15 protein-coding genes and 1 pseudogene are annotated in these 20,380 nt (G+C 62.3%); 7 read left to right on the top strand and 9 right to left on the bottom strand.

The features are described 5' to 3' along the window. Positions 1-17: 17 nt before the first annotated feature. Positions 18-848: a 3-oxoadipate:acetyl-CoA acetyltransferase gene (locus L338_RS05700; protein WP_022697408.1), complete on the top strand. Its 831-nt coding sequence runs from the start codon at positions 18-20 to the stop codon at positions 846-848. 82 nt (positions 849-930) lie between these two features. Here the strand turns inward: L338_RS05700 and L338_RS05695 are convergent, their stop codons facing one another. Together L338_RS05695 and L338_RS05690 are read right to left on the bottom strand one after the other, a co-directional pair. Continuing rightward, positions 931-2,625: a DUF885 family protein gene (locus L338_RS05695; RefSeq protein ID WP_022697407.1), complete on the bottom strand. Its 1,695-nt coding sequence runs from the start codon at positions 2,623-2,625 to the stop codon at positions 931-933. Between the two features lie 84 nt (positions 2,626-2,709). Continuing rightward, positions 2,710-5,604: a TonB-dependent receptor domain-containing protein gene (locus tag L338_RS05690; RefSeq protein WP_161624603.1), complete on the bottom strand. Its 2,895-nt coding sequence runs from the start codon at positions 5,602-5,604 to the stop codon at positions 2,710-2,712. Between the two features lie 377 nt (positions 5,605-5,981). Here L338_RS05690 and L338_RS05685 point away from each other — a divergent pair, with 377 nt between their 5' ends. From L338_RS05685 to L338_RS05665, 5 genes are all read left to right on the top strand, one after another. Continuing rightward, positions 5,982-6,749, top strand: coding sequence for an SDR family NAD(P)-dependent oxidoreductase (locus L338_RS05685; RefSeq protein ID WP_022697405.1), 768 nt, complete (start codon positions 5,982-5,984; stop codon positions 6,747-6,749). Between the two features lie 178 nt (positions 6,750-6,927). Then, on the top strand, positions 6,928-7,872 hold the full coding sequence (locus L338_RS05680; protein WP_022697404.1) for a dihydrodipicolinate synthase family protein: 945 nt from the start codon (positions 6,928-6,930) through the stop codon (positions 7,870-7,872). Positions 7,873-7,929: 57 nt separating this feature from the next. Beyond that, entirely contained in the window at positions 7,930-9,576 is a 1,647-nt protein-coding gene (locus tag L338_RS05675; protein ID WP_022697403.1) for a DUF885 family protein, read from the top strand. Further along, entirely contained in the window at positions 9,554-10,546 is a 993-nt protein-coding gene (locus tag L338_RS05670; protein WP_022697402.1) for a class I SAM-dependent methyltransferase, read from the top strand. Before L338_RS05675 ends, L338_RS05670 begins: the two co-directional genes overlap by 23 nt. A gap of 14 nt (positions 10,547-10,560) precedes the next feature. Beyond that, positions 10,561-12,222 (top strand): DUF885 family protein, encoded by a 1,662-nt coding sequence (locus L338_RS05665; RefSeq protein ID WP_022697401.1) that lies wholly within the window; start codon positions 10,561-10,563, stop codon positions 12,220-12,222. Between the two features lie 8 nt (positions 12,223-12,230). Here the strand turns inward: L338_RS05665 and L338_RS05660 are convergent, their stop codons facing one another. From L338_RS05660 to L338_RS05630, 7 genes are all read right to left on the bottom strand, one after another. Beyond that, positions 12,231-13,130: a polysaccharide deacetylase family protein gene (locus L338_RS05660; protein WP_022697400.1), complete on the bottom strand. Its 900-nt coding sequence runs from the start codon at positions 13,128-13,130 to the stop codon at positions 12,231-12,233. Between the two features lie 20 nt (positions 13,131-13,150). After that, entirely contained in the window at positions 13,151-14,503 is a 1,353-nt protein-coding gene (locus tag L338_RS05655) for a M24 family metallopeptidase (protein WP_022697399.1), read from the bottom strand. Positions 14,504-14,540: 37 nt separating this feature from the next. Continuing rightward, positions 14,541-16,148: a DUF885 family protein gene (locus tag L338_RS05650; RefSeq protein ID WP_022697398.1), complete on the bottom strand. Its 1,608-nt coding sequence runs from the start codon at positions 16,146-16,148 to the stop codon at positions 14,541-14,543. 318 nt (positions 16,149-16,466) lie between these two features. Continuing rightward, on the bottom strand, positions 16,467-17,297 hold the full coding sequence (locus L338_RS05645) for an alpha/beta fold hydrolase (RefSeq protein ID WP_022697397.1): 831 nt from the start codon (positions 17,295-17,297) through the stop codon (positions 16,467-16,469). A 105-nt stretch (positions 17,298-17,402) separates the two neighbouring features. Continuing rightward, on the bottom strand, positions 17,403-18,203 hold the full coding sequence (locus tag L338_RS05640; protein ID WP_022697396.1) for an alpha/beta fold hydrolase: 801 nt from the start codon (positions 18,201-18,203) through the stop codon (positions 17,403-17,405). A 36-nt stretch (positions 18,204-18,239) separates the two neighbouring features. After that, the gene (locus L338_RS05635) at positions 18,240-19,019 is read right to left on the bottom strand and encodes an SDR family oxidoreductase (RefSeq protein WP_022697395.1); all 780 of its coding nucleotides are present in this window, start codon (positions 19,017-19,019) and stop codon (positions 18,240-18,242) included. Further along, positions 19,016-19,339: a nuclear transport factor 2 family protein gene (locus tag L338_RS05630; protein ID WP_022697394.1), complete on the bottom strand. Its 324-nt coding sequence runs from the start codon at positions 19,337-19,339 to the stop codon at positions 19,016-19,018. The genes L338_RS05635 and L338_RS05630 overlap by 4 nt, the downstream gene beginning before the upstream one ends. A 101-nt stretch (positions 19,340-19,440) precedes the next feature. On the opposite strand from L338_RS05630, the pseudogene L338_RS05625 reads away from it, so the two are divergent. Further along, positions 19,441-20,346: pseudogene (locus tag L338_RS05625) on the top strand (LysR family transcriptional regulator). The last annotated feature ends 34 nt before the right edge of the window (positions 20,347-20,380 follow it).

Raw genomic sequence — 20,380 nt, 5'->3', positions numbered from 1 at the left:
ACTGGGAGGCGTCCGTCATGAGCGACCCTTGTATCATCACCGTGGCCATTACCGGGTCCGTGCCGCGCAAGAAGGACAATCCGGCGATTCCGATCACCGTTTCCGAACAGATCGAGTCGACCCATGAGGCGTTCGAGGCGGGGGCGACGGTCGTACACGTCCATGTGCGGAACGAGGACGAAACCCCGACCGCCGCGCCGGAGCGTTTCGCCGCCTATCTGGAGGGCGTGCGCAAGGCCTGCCCGGAGATGATCGTGCAATATTCGACCGGCGGCCGCTCCGGCAAGGGCGATGAGCGCGGAGGCATGCTGTCCCAGAAGCCGGACATGGCGTCGCTTGCGACCGGGTCCTGCAACTTCCCCACGATTATCTATGAGAATTCGCCGGCCCTGATCGAGGACCTGGCGGACAAGATGAAGACTTACGGCATCAAGCCGGAGATCGAGGTCTTCGACCTCGCCATGCTGTTCAACGCGGTCAACATGACCAAGGCCGGGCTGCTGGACAGCCCGCTGCACGTTCAGTTCGTGATGGGCGTCAAGAACGCCCTGCCCGCGCGCCGGGATGTTCTGGAATTCGAGATCAACATGCTGCGGGAACTGGCGCCGGACGCCACCTGGGTCGCCGCCGGAATCGGACGCCATCAGGAAGAGGTCAATCGCTGGTGCCTGGAGCTGGGCGGGCATTGCCGGACCGGGCTGGAGGACAATATCCGCATGGACCGCGACACGCTGGCGCCCAGCAACGCCGCGCTGGTGAAGAAGGTGGCCGATATGTGCGGCGAGTATGACCGCCGCCCCGCCACGCCGGCCGAAGCGCGAGAGATCCTGTCCCTGCCCGCGGCCTGATCGCCTTTTCAAAACCCACAAACAAAAGAGCCGGCTCGATTATCGAGCCGGCTCTTTCATTGTACGCCCCATCGATAAGGACTTATTGCGGCAGCGGCTCCCGCGCCCAGAATTGCTGGACCTCGTCTTCGAGACCCGTCATTTCCCAGCGAACCAGAACCATCGGCAAACGGCCGGTGTCCATGAAGGTGTCGTGGAATTCCTTGAGGTTGAAATCCTCGCCCAGTTGACGCTTGCGGTCGGCCAGAAGCTTTTGCATCTGGACCATGCCGGTCATGTAGCCAAGGCCATAGCCCGGCGGACGGCGGAGATAGATTTCCGCATCCACGCGCGCCACGTTGGCGTCGAGATACGGCGTTTGCTCGCGCCACAGATCGACGACTTCATTGACCGTCATCTTGTTGTGCTGAAGCCAGACATCAGCAGGCATACGGGCCGCGCGGAAGATGCCGAACGCATAGATCAGCTCACGCACGCGCGGCTTGTCCTCGAACAGGCCGAGATGCTGCATGCCCTCTTCCAGATAGACGCCCCAGCCTTCGGTGCGAACACCGTCCGTCAGGCGGCCGCGGATCGGATCGTCATTGTGGTCCTCGACAACGCCGTCAAAACGGTGCCCGGGGATCACAGCGTGCAGGTGGTCAGGGCTGGGATCGCGATACTGGATCTCTTCCCAGAAATTGCGCCCTTGAGGCCGGACGATCCACGGCACGTTGGTGCCCAGAACGGCGGCGTATTCCGGGATTGTGATGACCTCCTCTTCAACGAGGAATTCACGGATATCCTTGTCGGTCTGCTGAATCTTCTGCTCGTATTCCTCGGCTGAAGAGGCCGGGGCGAGCTCAGGAAGGTCACGGTTGCGGTGACGCTCCAGCGCATACATCGCCCAGAGACGATCCAGCTCCCGGTTGCCCAGCGTGACAATGTCACGGGAATCGTAGGGCAGCAGCTTCACCTGCTTGAGATACCAGTCGAAATTCTCCTGCCCGACGCCGGCGTCCGCGGTCATCTGCGGACGGTTTTCGGTCAGCCAGCTATGGAAGTCCTCGACGGCGGCCTTGGCCGCTTCGACATCGTCGCGCAGTTCAGGCTGCTGATCGAGGCGGCTTTCAAGGTCCTCGTACCAGCCGATGACGCCGGCGGGGGGAGTTTCACGATAAGGGTGGCCGTGGCCCACGCCGTCCGCGTTGGTCAGGTTGTGCAACGCCAGATCAGCGTAATCGGCCGCGACATTGTCGAGATTATTCTTCGCCTCGCGCACCAGGACCGGGACCGCGCGCAGATCGCGGTGCAGCTTCTCCAGCGCCTCGCCTTCCAGCGGCAGCTCGGCGAACGGCACGGTCAGCATCTGGTCGACATAGAAGCCGGGATCGCGTTCCCAGGGCTTCGATACGTTCAGCAGGAAATTGTGCTCGTCCAGCTTGGCGCGAACCGCCAGATAATCAGCCTGCTGCGGTTGATCCCAGGCGGCGACATTCATGTCCATCATGCGGGCCATGAGAGAGTCGAGCTGCTCACGGCGCTCCGCGACGGCCTCGTCGCTGTAATCGGCGACCCCGCTCCAGGGTTCGCTGTCGGCGATTTCGCCAACGATCGGCGCGTCGTCTTTCCACTCCAGGAACTCGTCATAGAGCGAAACCAGGTCCTGGTAGGAACCGGCCCCGGAGGGCGGGCCTGCAAGCTCGGCCTGGTCCATGGAGGGTTGCGCGGCAACGGCGAGCGGCGCAAACGCCACGGCGGCCGCCACGCACAGGGTTTTTCCAAATGAGATCGGCATTTTTCAAGGTACTCCCTATCAGGGAAAAAAGAATGAGGGCCGGCGGGAAATCCAGAAAGAGCGCCGGCCCTCGGGGAGGAAGATCTAGAAGGAGAGCTTGGCTCCCGCGAAGAAGCGGCGGCCCAGAACATCATAAAGCTGCATCTGGGTGTTCGAGTCGCCCCCGGCCCGGAAGCCGATAATCGGGGGCTGCTTGTCGAAGACATTGTTCACGCCGGCGAACAGCTGGACATTGTCGGTGATCTGATAATCGCCCACCAGATCGACATAGTAGTGCCGGTCGATCTTGTCCTTCTGAAGCTGGAACGCCTGATCGGAAAGATCCACATCGCCGATGATCTGGACCTCGCCCCGCAGCGAGACCGGCCCGCTGCTCCAGTTGGCGGTGACCAGGCCACGATAGTCCGGCGTGATCCGGGTGCCGTTGCTGGAGCAAGGCCCGCCGAAGAAACCGGCGCATTCGACTTCAGGCAGACCTTCCAGCGGGACGGTCGTGTCATCGAACTGCCAGGTTGAGACGAAGCGCAGGTCCAGCGCCGCCCCTTCATTGGGAAGGGCGAACATATCCGGCAGGTCCATCGAGTAACCGACGCCCAGATCGATGCCCGAGACGGCGCGGCTGGCCACGTTCAGCAATGGCGCATTCACGCTGTTGATGTTGCCGCCCGAGAAGCGGGTGATCGACTGACAGGCCGTGCTGTTGGCGTCCAGCGTATCGAAACAGGTATCGACCAGCACCTGGGCGCTGACCTGCGCGATGGCGTCTTCAACGGTGATGTCGAAATAGTCGGCGGTGATCGAAAGCCCCGGCACCATGGGCGGCAGAAGAACGAAGCCGGCCGTATAGGTGTCGGATTTTTCTTCCGACAGATTGGGGTTGCCGCCGGAGAAGACGTCGAAGCCCTGGCTGGTGCCGACTTCAAGCGTATCGATGACCTCCGCGGGCACGCCCTGTTGCAGGCAAAGCTGCTTTTGCGCGTCCGTGGGGTTGTTGGCGGCGACGCAAGGATCGACCCCGCCCGTAAAGCCGCGGCCGGGCGCTGCGAACAGTTCGTTCAGGTTGGGCGCGCGGATGGCGCGGTTATAGGAACCGCGCGCGCGGACCCAGTCCGTAATCTCCCAGTCCACGCCGGCTTTCCAGGTGAATACGCCGCCGACCGTGGAATAATCCGAATAACGGGCAGCCGCCTCTACAGCCAGCGATTCAACCGCGGGCAGGCCCTGCAGCAGCGGGACGCGCACCTCGGCGAAAATCTCCGCCACGTCCAGTTCGCCGCCATTGATGGTCGGGGCGACGCCGCCCTGATCGGTCAGGTCGCCGGCCAGCGCAATCTGGTCGGGACGGGTGTCGAACGTCTCTTTCCGCCACTCGGCGCCGAAAGCGGTCGCAACCGGACCGGCGGGGAGGTCAAACAGCTCGCCTGAGACGGACGCGCCCGCCACCTGACGGGTGAACTTGTCTTCGCGGCCCGTTCCCACGCTCAGGAAATCGGCCATTTCAGGCGTCAGCGCGTCCGTGCCGAACAGATTGACCGGAACGCAGCCAAGGATCTGGTTGCGGCACTGAACCTGACCATCGACCACGATCGTATCCAGACCCAGCGTGGTGCGGGACACCGACAGACGGCCGGTCTGGTTCACGATGACGTCGGACTGCTGGTACTGATAGTAAGCATCCCAGCGCCACGGATTGTCCATGAAGTCAAAATCGCCGCGCAGGCCGCCCGTCAGGTTGAAGGATTCAGCCACGATGTTGGAGTTCCGCGGACCGAATTCCTCAAAACGGCGCCCGGTATTGCGCACCAGGAAGGTGCCATCGCCATCGGCGTCAAAATAGGAGCGGTTGGCCGCAAAGAAATCGCGCAAGACCTGCGGATAGAGCGGGTTCGTATCAGCGTTCGGAATGGCGATCGTGCCCGATTCCTGACCCGAGCTGGTCGGCGTCACCGCCTCCGGGGCCTGCTGATAGGAGTTTTCCTTGTTGGTGTAGAACATCTGGCCATAGGCTTCGATATTGTCGGTAATCTTGTAGAAGCCCGACGTCGTCGCCTGATAGCGCTCGAACGGCCGCAGCAGGAAATTGTCCGCCGCGTAATTATACTGATCGGTGATGCGGCAGAACGGCAGCGGCTCGCTGCCCGCGCCAAACCGGATGCCCTGAATGCTGCTGCCCTGGCAGTCCGCCGCCGCCGCGTTCAGATCCAGACCGTTGATCTGGTCGAAATCCGACGACGGAACGCTGATGAGGCCGCCCGGGATGTTGCCCGAGCCGAAGGGCTGGAATTCACCATTGGCGTCCGCAAGGAAGGGCTGCGAGGAAAATTCCCGGTCGCCCATAAACACCGGATCGCGCTTGGTGTACGCGGCGTGCGCCACGATATTGCCGCGGCCGTCCGGCGCGTTCACGCCCAGGAGGAAGTCCAGCTTGTGGGTCTGTCCGTCGCCCTCGCCGGTTTCGCCATACTGGTAGCGCGCCTCGGCGCCTTCAAAATCATCCTTGAGGATAAAGTTCACCGCGCCGGAAATGGCGTCGGAGCCGTAAACGGCGGATGCGCCGCCCGTGATGATTTCCACCCGGTCAATCAGCAGATCAGGGACCGTGGCCAGGTCGACCAGGCCCGTTTCGTCCGCCGGAATGAACCGGCGGCCATCGACGAGAACCAGAGTGCGCACCGCGCCAAGACCGCGAAGATCGGCGCTGAGAACCCCTGTCCCGCCTGACTGGTTGGTCGTGCTGGTATTGTCCGGATTGAGCTGAGGAAATTCGTTCAGCGTCTGCTCTAGCGTGACAGAGCCGGATTTCTCGATCTGCGCCTGATCAACGGTGGTGACCGGGCTGGGCGCGACGAGGTCGCGGCGAACCAGCCGCGAACCGGTAACCACGATAAGATCAGTCGGCTCTGCCTGCGCCTCGTCGCCGGCGGTTTGCGCAACCGCCGCGCCGCCGGTCAGAACCGCCGCGCTCAGGGCCGTGCTCATGAACAATGTCAGAAATTTTGAACGCTTGTCTGTGCCGAATTTGCCAACTGATGACTTCATCAGATCCCCCAATAGTCGATTGAGGACCGTCAGAATTCACGCCGGCACAGCAAATAGCGCCACACCGGCGACAAAACCGCGGTCCATTTTGCCGCCCTCTCAGATCCCACCACGAGATCCCGATAAACGACTTGTCCCACTAGCCAGCGTGAACAGATGACTTTTTAATGTCAACTAAATTTGGGCGCTTACCGAACTTTTTTTGCTGTGCGTACGTTTTGATTTTGCTAGGCGCTATCTTCAGGCTTCACTGAAGAGAATATTCAGCGCCGGATTGATCGTACGCACGCCAGCGCGCCAACCATATAGAGAGCATCATGACCGATCTGAAAAACAAAACGATTCTGGTAACCGGAGCCTCCAAGGGCATTGGCCGCGCAATCGTTGAAAGGCTCGGCCAGTCCGGCGCATATGTGATTGCGCATTACGGATCCGACCGCGCCGGCGCGGAGGAGGCAACCAGCGATATCCCGGACGAGCGCAAGCTGCTTGTGGGCGCGGATCTCAACGACCTGGATTCGGTGGAGGCGCTCTGGGACGAGGCCGAGCGCTGGCGCGGCAAGGTGGATATTTTCGTCAACAACGCCGCAACGATGATGTGGAACGGGGGCTTCGACGCCCCGCTGGAGGACTGGGACAAGGTCTGGCGCGACACGCTGAACATCAATGTTCTCGGGCCTGTCCGCCTGCTTCGCCGCGCCGTGCGGCATTATCGGGAAACCGGCGGCGGCGTGATCATCACGCTTTCCAGCTGGGCGGCGCAACGCGGCGTCGGCAACCCCGACACGATCGCCTATGGCGCCTCCAAGGCAGCCGTGGCCGCGGCCACGCAATCAATTGCCCGCGCCTACGCCAGGGAAAACATCCTCGCCTATATCATTGCTCCGGGCGTTGTCCGCACGCGCCTGTCCGAAGATTTTGCCAGAAGTCAGGGCGGAGAAGAAAAAGTCACACAGAGCCTCGCCATGGGCGAATGGGTTTCACCCGCCGAACTGGCGAACCTTGTAAATTTCCTTTCCACGGGGGAAGTCCGGCAGCTCAGCGGCGCCACGCTGGACGTGAATGGCGCCAGCTATATCCGCTAAATCGGCGCCGCCCGCCACCGCAAACTGAGCGAGAATAGTTGCCGAATAAATTTTGACCGCTATGCTAACTTTTGTTCGCTAGACGATCATTTTTTGGTCTATAATTCGGGCAACAAATGTAGATTTGCGAGTCGGCGCCATCAAATCGACGTGGGGCGGATCATAGGAGGGGGCGTGCATGACAAAACAATTCCGGGGTAGTTACACGGTCGCCATTACGCCGTTCACCGAGAACGGCGACGCGGTGTGCGTAAAATCTCTCAAACGCTTTATCGACTGGCAGATAGAATCCAGAGCGCCCGGAATTATTATCCTTGGCACGACAGGCGAATTTCTCGCCCTCTCCGAAGACGAACGCAATCTGATCATCGAGACGACCGTGGCGCACGCTGACGGGCGGCTGGACGTTCTGGTCGGCTCAATGGATGCGTACACGCCCAAGGCCGTGCGCTTCAGCCGTCAGGCCGAAGAGTTGGGCGCCGACGGGCTGATGATCATTCCGCCTTATTATTACACCCCGACCGAGGACGAGATTCACGCCTATTACAAAGCGATCTCCGAAGCGGTCTCCGTGCCGATCATGCTCTATAACAACCCGGTGACGTCGAATGTCGACATGTCGGCCGATCTCATCGCGCGCCTGACCCGTGATTTCGACAATGTCCGCTATATCAAGGAAGCGAGCATGGATGTCGGGCGGGTCTACGACATTGTGGAGCGCACCGAGGGCGTAATGAACGTCTTTGCCGGGGAACGGCCGGTCGAAAGCTATCTTCTGGGCGCGGTTGGCTACGTTAATCCCTACGGCAATTACCTGCCCTATTCGACCTCGCGTCTGTGGGACTTCCTGGTCGAAGGACATATCGAACCGGCGCGGAAGATTGCGGCCCTGCTGGCCGAAATGGACGAAATCGTTTCCGAGGGCCACCCGACCTATGGTCACCAGTGCTATTCCAAGGCGCTGGCCGAGGCCGCCGGTTACCCGGTCGGCGATGTCCGCCCGCCGCTGACCCGCTTTGCGGAGCTGGGGGCGGAGGGCGTGGAGCGCCGCGACAAGCTGTTTGCCGTGATGAAAAAAATTGAAGGGCTGGCCGCAAGGTTTGAGGCGGAACTCGCCGCCTAGCGCCCCGGCCAGCACCGCGCGGCCGGACCGGCCGCGCCTGACGCGTGGGGGAAAATCATGAAATTTCGTTCCATATGCGGGGCGCTGGCGCTCCAGCTTGTGCTTGTTGGCTCCGGCCTGACGCAGGAGCCGGCGCCCGCTGCGCCGCCGCCGGGCTATGAAGAGCTGACCGGTCTTTTCGACCGTTTCCGCGCCATCGCCGAGCCGCAAATCGTCAACGGCGTCCCCGATTACAGCGCCGCCGCCATGACCGATCAGCACGCGCAGGTCCGCGCGATGCTGGCCGAGCTTGAGCAGATCGACGACAGCGCATGGCCGATCCCGCGCCGGGTCGATTACATGCTGGTTCTGGCCGAGCTGCGGGGACTGGATTTCCAGCATCGCGTTGTACGCCCGTGGGCGCGCGACCCGGGCTTTTATTCCACCACCAATCTGGGCTTTGGACCGAAAATGGCGGGCGCGATGCCCGCCCCGTCAGCGCCTGTCCCGGCGGACGAGCGCAATGCGCTGATCGGAAAACTGAATGCGGTTCCAGCAATTCTGGCGCAGGCGCGTAGCAACCTGACCGATGCGCGGGGCGATCTGGCGCGGCTGGCTATTCAGCAGAAAAACATCGAACAGAATGTTTATGCCGAACTGGCCCGCAAGACGGCGCAGGACGACCCCGAACTGGCGCAGGCGGCGGATAGCGCGCGCGCGGCCACGGCTGAATTCATTGCCTGGCTTGAGAGCGTGGAAGCATCCCTTCCGGCCTATGGCGGCGTCGGCCGCGAAAATTACGACTGGTATCTGAAGCACGTTCTGCTCTTCCCCTATTCCTGGGAGGAGATGCGCATCCTGGCCCAGCGCGAGTATGAGCGCTCCATGACATTCCTGAAAATCGAGGAGCACGAACACAAGGGCCTGCCGATGATCGAACCGGCGGAAACGCTTGAAGAGTTCGAGCGCCGCCGCAACGCGGCCGATCACGACATTCTGGAATATTTCCGCGAGAAGGACGTGATGACCGTTCCGGACTGGCTGGAGCCGCCGGTCGGCGAAGGCCCGTACGTTCTGCCGGGCGACCGTGATCCCGAAAAGGGCGGCCCGTTCGAGGCGCCGATCCGCCGGCATTTCTTCCGTCAGGCCGAGGACCGCAATCCGCACGCCCTGCGCGCGCATAACCTGCCGGGGCATTTGTTCGACCAGATGATGGGCGCGCGCGATACGCGCCCGATCCGCAGCGCGGACCGGCTGTATTTCATCGATGGGCCGCGCATCGAAGGCTGGGCCTTTTATCTGGAGGAATTCATCCTGCAGGCGGGTTTGTTGGACAGCCGCCCGAACGCCCGGATCATTACCTATATTCTTCAGGTCAAGCGCGCCGCGCGCGTCCTGCCGGAGCTGAAACTGCACAGCAATGAGTGGACCTATGACGAGGCGCTGGCCTCGCTGACCACGCGCACGCCGAAATGGATGGGGCCGCAGGATTCCATCGCGCGTTTCGATCTGGAGCTTTATCTGCGCCAGCCGGGCTATGGCATCGGCTATTATATGGGCAAGGTGCATCTGGAGGCGCTTCTGTCCGAACGTGCGCAGCAGCTGGGCGATGATTTCGACCTCAAGGAATTCCATGACGCATTTCACGCCAGCGGTCTCATCCCGATCTCTCTCATCCGCTGGGAAATGACCGGACGTGGAGATGAAATCGCCGAAATGCGATAGCGTGCCGGGCTTGAGTCCAGACGCGCCGCGCCGCGACAGCAACGAGCTATGGGGCGAATACTGGGGCCGCGCCCCGGCGGACGCCTGCACGGCGGAACTGCCCCCCGCCGTTCGGGAGGCCATTAGCGTTGGCTGGCGCGAGGCCTTCGCCGCTCTGGACGACGGCGCTTGCGTTCTGGACATCGCAACCGGCAAGGGCGCGGTTCTGGAGACCGGCCGGCGCGCGATCAAACCGGGCCGCGCCGCAAACCTGACCGGGCTGGACCGCGCCAATCCTCCGCCCGGGCGCCACGGCGCGGTCTTTCAATCCGGCGCCGCGAAATTCATCGGCGGGGCGGACGCCGCCCGCCTGCCCCTTCCCGATCTGTCGCAGGACCTGGTCACAAGCCAGTTCGGTGTTGAATACGCCGGCTTGCAGGCGGCCGCCACAGAGGCCGCGCGCGTCTGCCGCGGGCGGATCCTGTTTCTTGTCCATGCCGCCGATGGCGCGGTCGTGCGCCAGAACAGCGCCCAGTCGGAGCAGATTGGATGGGCGCTGGATGAGCTGGGGTTTGCAGCGGCGCTTCAAAATTTCTTCAAGGCGCGCTCGACCGAAACAGCCGGACAAATGGACCAAATTCTGAAGGCCATGCGGGCGCGGGCGGAGCGGGAAGAGAACCCGAACCTTATTTCCGGGCTGATCGGCAATGCGCTGGAATTGCAGACCCTGGCCGACCATACGCCGCTGCCCGAAATCTCCCGCATGATCGAGGCGATGGAAACGCGAATGAGGGATCACGCCGCGCGTATGGACGCCCTCGCCCGCGCCGCGCCGACGGCGGACGCCCTGGAGGCCGAGGGCCGCCGGCTTCGAACAGCCGGGTTTGGCGATCTGGCCATCAGCCCTCTGACCGGAACCAGCGGTGAGATTGCGGGCCGGTGGATTTCGGCGCGGCGGGAATCCGGCATTGGCCGAAAATTGACCAGATAGAAGAGGAAAGATTGATGAGACGATTTCTGAAGCCAGGCGGCGTCCTGACCGCCGCTTTCATGGCGGCTCTGGCGATATGCGCCAATGTCCCGGCCGCAACAGCCCAAGAGTCCGGAACAATGACCGATTACGAAACCCTCCTCGCCCTGTTTGAAGACTGGCGTGATTTTGAAACGCCGGAGATGACGGACGGCGCGCCCGATTACAGCGACGCGGCCATGGCCGAAAAACAGGCCGGTCTGGAAACTTATCGCGCGCGGCTTGAAGCGATCGATCCGAACGGCTGGCCCGTGCCCCGGCAGGTCGACTATCAGATCGTCCGGGCCGAGATGAACGGTCTGGATTTCAATATCCGCGTGTTGCGCCCGTGGGCGCGGGACCCCGCCTTCTACAAATCCGTCTGGACCTATGAGAGCGACACGCCGGGACATGAAGGCCCGACGCATCACGCCGTCACGGAACTGTGGACCTATGATTTTCCGCTGACCGCCGCCGAGGAGGCGCGCCTGACCAAGGACCTGTCCGTCATTCCCCCGCTGAACGAACAGGCGCGGGAAAATCTGGACGGAAATGCCCGGGATCTGTGGACCGCCGGCATCTTCACGATCGAGGAACAGGCCGGCGTGCTCGAGGATCTGGCAAAGCGCACGGAAGACGCCGGCCCGGAGCTTCGCGCGGCGGTCGATGAGGCCCTGACATCGACGCGGGCCTTCGCCGAATGGCTGGAAGCGGAAGCGGATTCCAAGACCGGACCGTCCGGCGTCGGGAAGGAGAACTACACCTGGTATCTCCAGAATGTTCACCTGATCCCGATGACCTGGGAGGACGAGGTGATGCTGATGAAGCGCGAACTGAAGCGCGCCATCACCTCTCTGAAGCTGGAAGAACACCGCAACCGCGACCTGCCGCCGCTGGAGCCGGTATCAAGCGCCGAGGAATACGAGGCGCTGGCCAAGGATCGCGTGCGCAAATACATGGCCTTCATGGAGGACGGCGAAATCGTCCATGTGAAGGATTACATGGAGCCGGCCCTGATGGAGAAGATCGGCGTCTATGCGCCGCCGGAAACCCGGAACTTCTTCGCGCAGGCGACCCATCGCGAGCCGATGACGCTGTGGACGCATTTCTATCACTGGTGGGACCTGGCCCGGATCAAGCAGCACCCGACGCAGAGCCCCGTCCGGCAGGGCGCGCTGCTCTATAATATCTTCGACAGCCGCGCCGAGGGCGTGGCCACCGCGGTCGAGGAAATGTTCATGCATGCGGGCCTGTATGACGATAATCCGCGGGCGCGGGAGATCGTCTGGATCATGCAGGCGGCGCGCGCGGCGCGGGGCCTTGCCTCGCTCTACGCTCAAGCCAATGAATTCACCATGCAGGAAGCCTCCGACTTCCATGTGGAATGGACCCCGCGCAACTGGATGCGGCGGGATCTGGACCTTCTGGGATCGGAGCAACAGCTCTATCTGCGGCAGCCGGGCTACGGCACCAGCTACATCACCGGCAAGCATCTGGTGGAAGAGCTGATGGCCGATTACGCCATGCAGGAAGGCGAGGATTTCGTGCTCGCCGATTTCCTTGAAGACATGGATGGCCGCGGCGTGATTCCGGTGTCCCTGCTGCGCTGGGAAATGACCGGCGAAGGCGATCAGATCGAAAAGCTGACCGCCAACTAGATGCAAGCTCAGGGCGCGGGATTTTCCCGCGCCCATCGCGCCACTTCGGCATGCGTGCCGAACCATATATCGCCCTTCTCCCGGGCGTGTTCGATCAGCGCATCCAGCATCCAGATGCGTGAGCGATAGCCGATTACGAAGGGATGCATCACCAACTGGAACAGACCGCCCTCTTCCCAGGCCGCGTCCAGTTCCCGCTTGAAGATCGCATAGACATCGTCCGGCGGGGTCCAGGGGCGCGTGGCGGGCGAGCGGTTGAACATCAGATAGACCGCATCGTCGCGCAGCCACTCCACCGGGACCTCCACCACGCCTGTCGGCTCCCCATCGCAGACCAGTTCGTAACAGGACTCGTCAGCCATCAGCGAGCTGTCATATTCCAGCCCCATCTCTTTCACGATGCCGATCGTGTTGGGGCTGAGGTCCCAGTTGGCCGAGCGGAACCCGACAGGCGCGCGGCCCATCGTCTTTTCCAGAACATCGCGCGCGCGAAGGGTCAGCTCGCGTTCGGTCGCCTCATCCAGCAGGGAATTATTCTCGTGGATCCAGCCATGCAGGCCGACCTCATGCCCGGCGTCCACGATGCGGCGGGTCTCGTCCGGGTCGATCTGCGCGCAGACAGCCGGCATGAAAAAGCTGGCCGGAACGTCATGACGGGCAAGCGAGGCCAGAATGCGCGGCACGCCGACCCGGCGGCCGAACTCGCCCCAGGCCAGACGCCCCGTCGCCGTCCCGCCGCCGCCCAGTTCAAACGTTTCGTGATCGCAGTCAAAGGACAACGCGACAGCGCAACGCGCCCCGCCGGGCCACGCGGCGGGCTTCAACGCCCTGCCGGCCCGCACGCGGCCGATCAGACGCCGCCATTCTTCTTCCTGCAACGTCCAGGGTTCGGAGATACGCTCGCTCATCAAGGCTCCAGAGGCGGGTGTTATTCTTGCGCAGACGCGCCAATCAGATGGAACCGGTCCTGACGGCCATCGAGATAGCGCACCGTCTGACCGTCGAAATAGGCGTCCTCTTCCAGCATGAAGCGCACCGTCTGGCCGCCCCATTCGGGGACGTCGTATTGCGCGTTCAGCTCTATCGACCAGGCGGTGTCGGGACGGACCAGATATTCGCCCTTGCCCGGCACCGGCGCCTGACGCTCCCACATGCCGATCCACGGCCCGGCCCCGTGACCGTGATAGCCGATGGGGTGGGTGTAGATTGTCGGGTTGAGGCCTTGCGCCAGCGCTGTTGCGCGGGACGCCATCAAAACTTCGTTGCCGGTGCGCCCGGCCCTGAATTCCGCCGTCAGCGCATCCTGCACCGCGTTGGCCGCGGCCAGTCCCGCCTTCAGGCCGTCCGGCGCGTCCGTTTCGCCCTCTTTCAGGACATAGGCATGGTGCTGGGTGTCGGTCTTCAGGCCCAGATAGTCGATGCCGAAATCGACATGCAGCAGGTCGCCGCGCTGAATGGTGTTTGCGCGTTCAATGCCCATCGTCTCGATCGCGAAAGTCTCCGCGCCCGGGCGCTGGATATTGACGCTGGGGTGGAACCATGTGTCCAGCTTCAGTCCCGCGATGCGTTCGCGATACCACCAGACAAGGTCCTCCGCCGTTGTCTCGCCTGGCGTGACCACGGCATCAGAAAAACCTTCGCCAATGATGGCGTGGGCGATGCGGACAATGGTTGGATAGACCTCCATTTCCGCTTCAGTGCGCGTTTCCAGCCAGCCGATTCCCAGCCGGTCATTGCGCACGATCCGGTCAGCATAATCGCCTAGCGCGGTCTCCAGCGCCTCGCCCTCGCCCATCGACAGGCCGTCGGCCAGCGCGACATGCTCGGAAACATTCACGGCGATGGTTTCGGGATCGCGTTCCTCGATGATCTCGCGTATGCGCCGCCACTGGTCGGGCTCGGCGTCGGCGTCCCAGGCGGAGGGGAACGGGCCAACCGGGTAGCGCGCGACGGCCAGACGTTCGACGCCCGCCCCGCCCCGGTCGTGGAAGATCAGGACTGTCCGCCGCCGCGCCGCCAGCCATGTCGCCGGCAGCATCGTCTTGACGACCGGGTCTTCATTATATTCGCGCGCGACCAGCATCCACATATCCACGCCTTCGCGGCGCATGAGCTGCGGGATGACCGTGTCGAGCCGGTTTTCCAGCCAGGCGTCTTCCAGCGCGGCCCGTTCGGCCAAGGGCAGGATTTTGGGAAGCGCGGGATTTAAGGCTTCCTGGGCGGCGGCGGGGCCGGCCGTCAGGACCCCGGTCAAGAACAGGCCGGCCGCCATCTTTCGCATACGATGTCTCTCCTGATTGGACGAATGCGTCCAGCGTCTAGTCGAGCACGTCTTCCAGCGGAGTGCGATTCCAGAATTTCTCCACATCGCCTTCATAGCCGGTCATTTCGTAGCGGATCAGCGCCATGGAAATGCGGCCGCGCATGATGAAGTCGTCGTGGAATTCCTCCAGCACGAAGTCCTCTCCCAGCTGCCGCTTGCGGTCCGCCAGCAGGCGGAACATCTGGATATTGCCGATCGTGTACTCCAGCCCATGCCCCGGCGAAGGACGCAGATAGGCGTATTTGCGCGCGACATTGCGATCCAGAAGCGGGGTCTGGCTGATCCAGTAATCCACCGACTCTTCCGAATTCATCTCGTTCAGCTGATGTCGAATGTCCCCGACGCTGCGGGCGGCCCGCCAGATGCCAAAGATATAGATGAGTTCGCGCGTGCGCGGATCATCCTCGAAGAACCCCGCCTGAAGCGGCCCTTCTTCCAGATAAACGGCCCAACCCTGCCAGCGCGCCCCGAAACTGACCTCCCGGCGGATGGGATTGTCCAGTTCGCTCGCGACGCGGTCATCGAAACGGTGACCGGGAATGACAGCATGAAGATGATCGGGCGAGGGGTTACGGTACTGGACCTGCTCCCAGAAATTGGGTGGGGTCGCGCGCTCGATCCACGGCACGTTATAGCCCATCTCTTGCCAGTCCTCGGGAATGAAATCCGGGATCGTGATGAAGTCTTCCTCCACCAGCCAGCGCCGGACTTTTTCGTCGGTCTCGGCGACACGTTGCTGATACTCGGCCGCAGACTCGGGAAGCGTTATTTCGGGCAAGCCGCGATTGCGATGCCGCTCCAGTGCATAGAAGGCCCAAAGGCGGTCCAGCTCGCGCTCTGACAGCACCAGCATTTCCTCGGCGGTGTAGGGCATCAGCAGCGCATTCTGGACGAACCAGTTCAACGCCTCTTCGCCCACGCCGTTCGGGGCGTCCATTTCCGGGCGCTTTTCGACCAGCCAGGCATGGAAATCCTCAATGCTGGCCAGGGCGGCCTCGATATCGGGCACGAGCGCCGGCTGCTCGGTCTTCGCGCGGCCCAGAATATCCTCGTACCAGCCAATCAGGCCCGCCGGGATCGGGTCGCGGGGCGGATAATCCTGCTCAACGCCATCGGATTCGGTGAGATAGGAGATCGCCAGATCCGCGTAATCCGCCGCGCCTTCGGTCAGGTTCGACTTTGCCTGCGCCGTGAGGTCCGGCACCATGCGCATCTGGGCCGTCAGCTCCTCCAGCGCCGCACCTTCCACCGGCAATTCGGTAAATGCCGGCGTCAGCATTTTCGCGACATAGAAGGCCGGATCGCGCGTCCAGGGGCGCGTAACGCGGAAAATGAACTCTTGTTCGTCGATTTGAGCGCGAACAGTCAGGTAATCGGACTTCTGGGACGGGGTCCATCCAGACGGATCGATTGCCGCCAGATCCGCCTGCAGAGTTTCAATTCCATCCAGGCGCGCGGCAACCGTCCCGGGCCGGAAATCAAGGCTTTGGCTATTGTTTTCCTTCCAGTTCTGGAAATCCGCAAATACGTCTGTCAGTTCGGAATAATCCGTGGATTGCGCATTCGCAGCCCCAATCAGTAAGCTGAAAATGACTGTCGCCAACCAGGCGGATACACCAATTCTTGAATTTCGAGACATGCCCACACCCCAATAAAATGTTCCCATAACGAACGAACGTTCATTATATCGACTTATTGGCGTATTGCCACCGTAAATCGGACGCTATTTGAAAACAGGGCTTTGTCAGGCGAATGCGTCCCGGCTCCATAAAGCGGAAATGGCCCAGCTTTCAGGCTGCGCTGAAGCATCAGCGGAAGGCGATTACCTCCGCTGATGCCTTGAAATACGAAAGCGTTGGTTCGCCGGGACTCGTTAATCGCTCAAGCGCGTTTCCTCCGGCAAAGCCAGAATGGCGCGCCGCTACGCGTTGATGAAAGCGAGGAGATCCCGATTCACCACATCCGGGTTGATCGTGCACATTCCATGACCCAGCCCTTCGTATGTCTTCAGCGTCCCATGCTTCAAAAGCTCGACCGAAAGCGGCGCGGAGTCGGCATACGGCACAATCTGGTCGTCATCGCCGTGCATCACGAGGGTGGGAACATCGATCGCCCTTAGATCCTCGGTAAAATCGGTTTCGGAAAAGGCCTTGATGCAATCATAATGGGCCTTCGCGCCGCCCATCATGCCCTGTCGCCACCAGTTCCAGATCACGCCCTGATCGACTTTCGCGCCCGGCCGGTTGAAGCCGTAGAACGGCCCGCTCGGCACATCGAGAAAGAACTGCGCACGGTTGGCAACCAGCGCGTCCCGAAAACCGTCGAACACTTCAATCGGCAGCCCGCCCGGATTAGCGGCGGTCTTGACCATGATGGGCGGAACGGCGCCGATGAGAACGGCCTTGGCCACCCGTCCCGGCCTTGCGCGGGCGACGTACCGGGCGACCTCCCCGCCGCCGGTGGAGTGGCCGATATGGACAGCCTCTTTCAGGTCGAGATGATCTGCCAGCGCCGCGACATCCGCGGCGTAGGTATCCATCTCGTTGCCTTCCCATGTCTGGGTCGACCGGCCATGGCCGCGTCGGTCATGGGCGATGACCCGGTACCCTTCGCCGAGAAAATACATCATCTGATTGTCCCAATCATCGGCGCTCAGGGGCCAGCCGTGATGGAACACGATGGGCTGCGCATCCCGCGCCCCCCAGTCCTTGAAGAAAATCTCCGTACGGTCCTGTGTTTTCACAAAGCTCATGATCCAAGCTCCTCTTGCTGATGTTATCGGGAATGCTGGAACTGCGGACGGCGGCGGCCGCGCGCCTCGTCGGCCGCCCGGGCAAAGCGGCGCACGAACGCCGTCCTACTCATTCACGGCCACTGTCGAGACCTGGCGCGCCGCCTGGTCGATTACTTCGGCGACGGCGTGCGGCTGGGTGATAAAGGGCACATGGCTTGCCTCGACTTCCGTGATCTCGGCGCCGGCGCGTTCAGCCTGCTGGCGCAGCAGACGCGGATCGATCGCGTGGTCCTCCGTCGCCACGATCGCCCAGCTCGGCTTGTGACGCCATGCCGCCTGCGTCAGCCGCTCGCCGAATATCTCCATATTGATGGGAACCTGAGCGTCCCGCAGGAAAGCCGCATCCGCGTCAGTCGTGTCGCCGGCGAAGCCTGCCTTGAACAGTTCCAAATTCACGAAGCCGAAGCCGTCGGGACCGGTCTCGATCACGAATTCCGGAGGCGCCGGTATCTCCGCGAACTGGTCCCCCGTGCTTTCACCCGCATCGGGGGCGAGCGCGGAAACGTAAACAAGACCAGCGACGTTCTCTCCGGTCCCGGCCTCGGTGATGACCGATCCGCCATAAGAGTGGCCGACAAGAATGCTGGGCCCGTCCTGCCGCGCCAGGATACGGCGCGTCGCCTGCACGTCGTCACCGAACGAGGTAAGAGGGTTCTGCACAATCGTGACGCGATAGCCGCGCGCGACGAGATCGTCATAAACGCCGCGCCAGCCCGAACCGTCGGCAAAGGCGCCGTGGACCAGCACGACGTTCCGCACCGATTGATCTTCTGGGATGCGCGCGTTCGTTTCCGCGTCCGCGGCGACGGATATTGCCGCGATTGTTGCCGCAGCCATTGCAGTGTTTCGGATACCGGAGATCATTGTCTTGTTCCTTGGGGTTAGAGGGGGGTGAAGGCGCTAGACTGTGGGGATCGTCCCGCCATCAATGACGTACTCCGCGCCGGTAATGGAGGCGGCGCGGTCCGATGCGAGAAAGGCGATAAGATTGGCCACCTCGTCAGGCTTCGAGGGGCGGCCGGCTGGAATGCCGCCCAGCGAATCCATGACGATTTTCTTGCCGCCTTCGCGGTCGACTCCGGCGCTCTTTGCGACCCGTTCGATCATGCTGATCGCCGCCTCCGTCTCGATCCAGCCGGGTGATACGCGCAGGACGCGCACGCCATGGGGCGAAACCTCCTTCGACAGGCTTTTGCTGTAGGTGGAGAGCGCAGCCTTCGCAGCCGCATAGGCAGTTGTCGCCTCCGGCAGCGGAAGTCTGCTCTGGATTGATGTCACGTGAATGACGGCGCCGCGCCCGCGCGCCACCATGTCAGGAACCAGGGCGCGGTCCAGACGAACGGCGGGCATCAAATTGAGATCAAGCTCCCTTGCCCATTCGGCGTCGCCTAGCACCGAGAATCCGCCAGCCGGCGCAGAGGACCCGCCCAGCATGTGAATAAGCACATCGACCCCGCCAAGGCGGTCCCGCGCGGCGGCGGCAAGGTCGGCGCAACCGCGCGCCGTTGTAAGATCGGCGGAAACGAAAATGTCCTCGGGCGTCGCATCAGGCCGTGTCCGCGCCGCTGTCAGCACATGGGCGCCAAGCTCACGGAACAGGGCGACTGTCGCAGCGCCCGCGCCGCGCGTTCCCCCTGTAATCAGAACGCGCGTGTCCTGGAGTTGCAGGAAGCCGCTCATGCCCCGATTTCCAGTTGTGAGATTCTTCCGTCTTCAAGCAGGAAGGAAAAAGCCAGCCGGGCCGGACTCCCGGGGAAATTTCCCGAGACCAATGCACGGACGATCGTTCGGCCCTCATTGTCCAGGACCTCCTGCGGTTCCGCGGTATGTTGGTATCGCGCCTTGGCTGCTTGCCACCACTGGGCGATCTCGCGGCGCCCGACATGGATTTTTCCTTCATCCTTGACGGACGCGTCCGCCGCAAAGGCGCTGACCGGCGCGGGCCCCCGAGGGACCTGATCGGCGTCGAAGAATTGTTTGACAGGGGCGGGCAGTTTCATGGCGATCTCCTGCGGTTTCAGGGTTCGCCAGCCATCTAGGCGTGGACACACGCGACAACAATCGGGATAAAACGGGACCTGCCATTGCGGATTTCGGGACAATGTTTCGAACGGGGCTCAACGAACTCGACGCCGTCATCGCCATTGCGCGCGAGCGGTCGTTCCGCGCCGCCGCGCGCATCCTTGGCGTATCGACAACCGCATTGAGCAATGCCGTGGCCAAGCTTGAGGGGGATCTCGGCGTGCGGTTGTTCAACAGAACGACCTGAAGCGTCTCGCTCACGGATGCGGGCCGGGCCTTTATCGAACAGATGAGTCCCGCCCTGCAGGATATCCACGCCGCCATGGAGGCGGTCCGCTCGCAGCAAACCACGCCAACCGGCACTCTGCGTATAAACGCTTTCGCCGCCGGGGCCCGTGAAATCCTGTCTCCGCTGGTTCTGGAATTCCTGCGCCGCTACCCGGAGGTACAGATCGATATCGTTACCGAGGAAAGACTGGTCGATATCGTCGCTGAAGGGTTCGATCTGGGCCTGCGCCGGGCGGATATGGTGCCAGCCGACATGATCGCTGTCCCGCTTGGAAGGCCGCAACGCTACGCCATCGTCGGATCAGCGAAATATTTTGAAACCCATGACGCGCCGAAAACGCCCCAAGACCTTTTCAACCATCGCTGCATCCGCGCCCGTTTGCCGAACGGAATCCTGTTCCGCTGGCGCTTCGAGAAGGACGGCGAAATCGCGCTGATAGACGCGCCGGGATCACTGACTCTGGATGAGGCCAGCCTGATGCGCACCGCTGTTCTTGAAGGCGTCGGCATAGGGTTGCTGCTTGAACAGGATATTCGCGAAGACATCCAGGAGAAGCGCGTCGTGCGCGTGCTCGAGGACTGGACGCCGCCATTCGCGGATCTGGCGCTGTATTATCCCAGCCGGCGCAATCCCTCCGCCGCGTTCAAGGCATTCATAGATCTGGCGCGCCAGACCGGTAAGGCGGCGACGGCATAGGGCGAGATTACGGACAGAGAGAAGATTGTTCGCA

Origin of the sequence: Euryhalocaulis caribicus (assembly GCF_000412185.1) — a bacterium.
Taxonomy (GTDB): domain Bacteria; phylum Pseudomonadota; class Alphaproteobacteria; order Caulobacterales; family Maricaulaceae; genus Euryhalocaulis; species Euryhalocaulis caribicus.
Note: the sequence above shows the minus strand (reverse complement) of the source record. Positions and strands in the feature narration are given on the sequence as shown.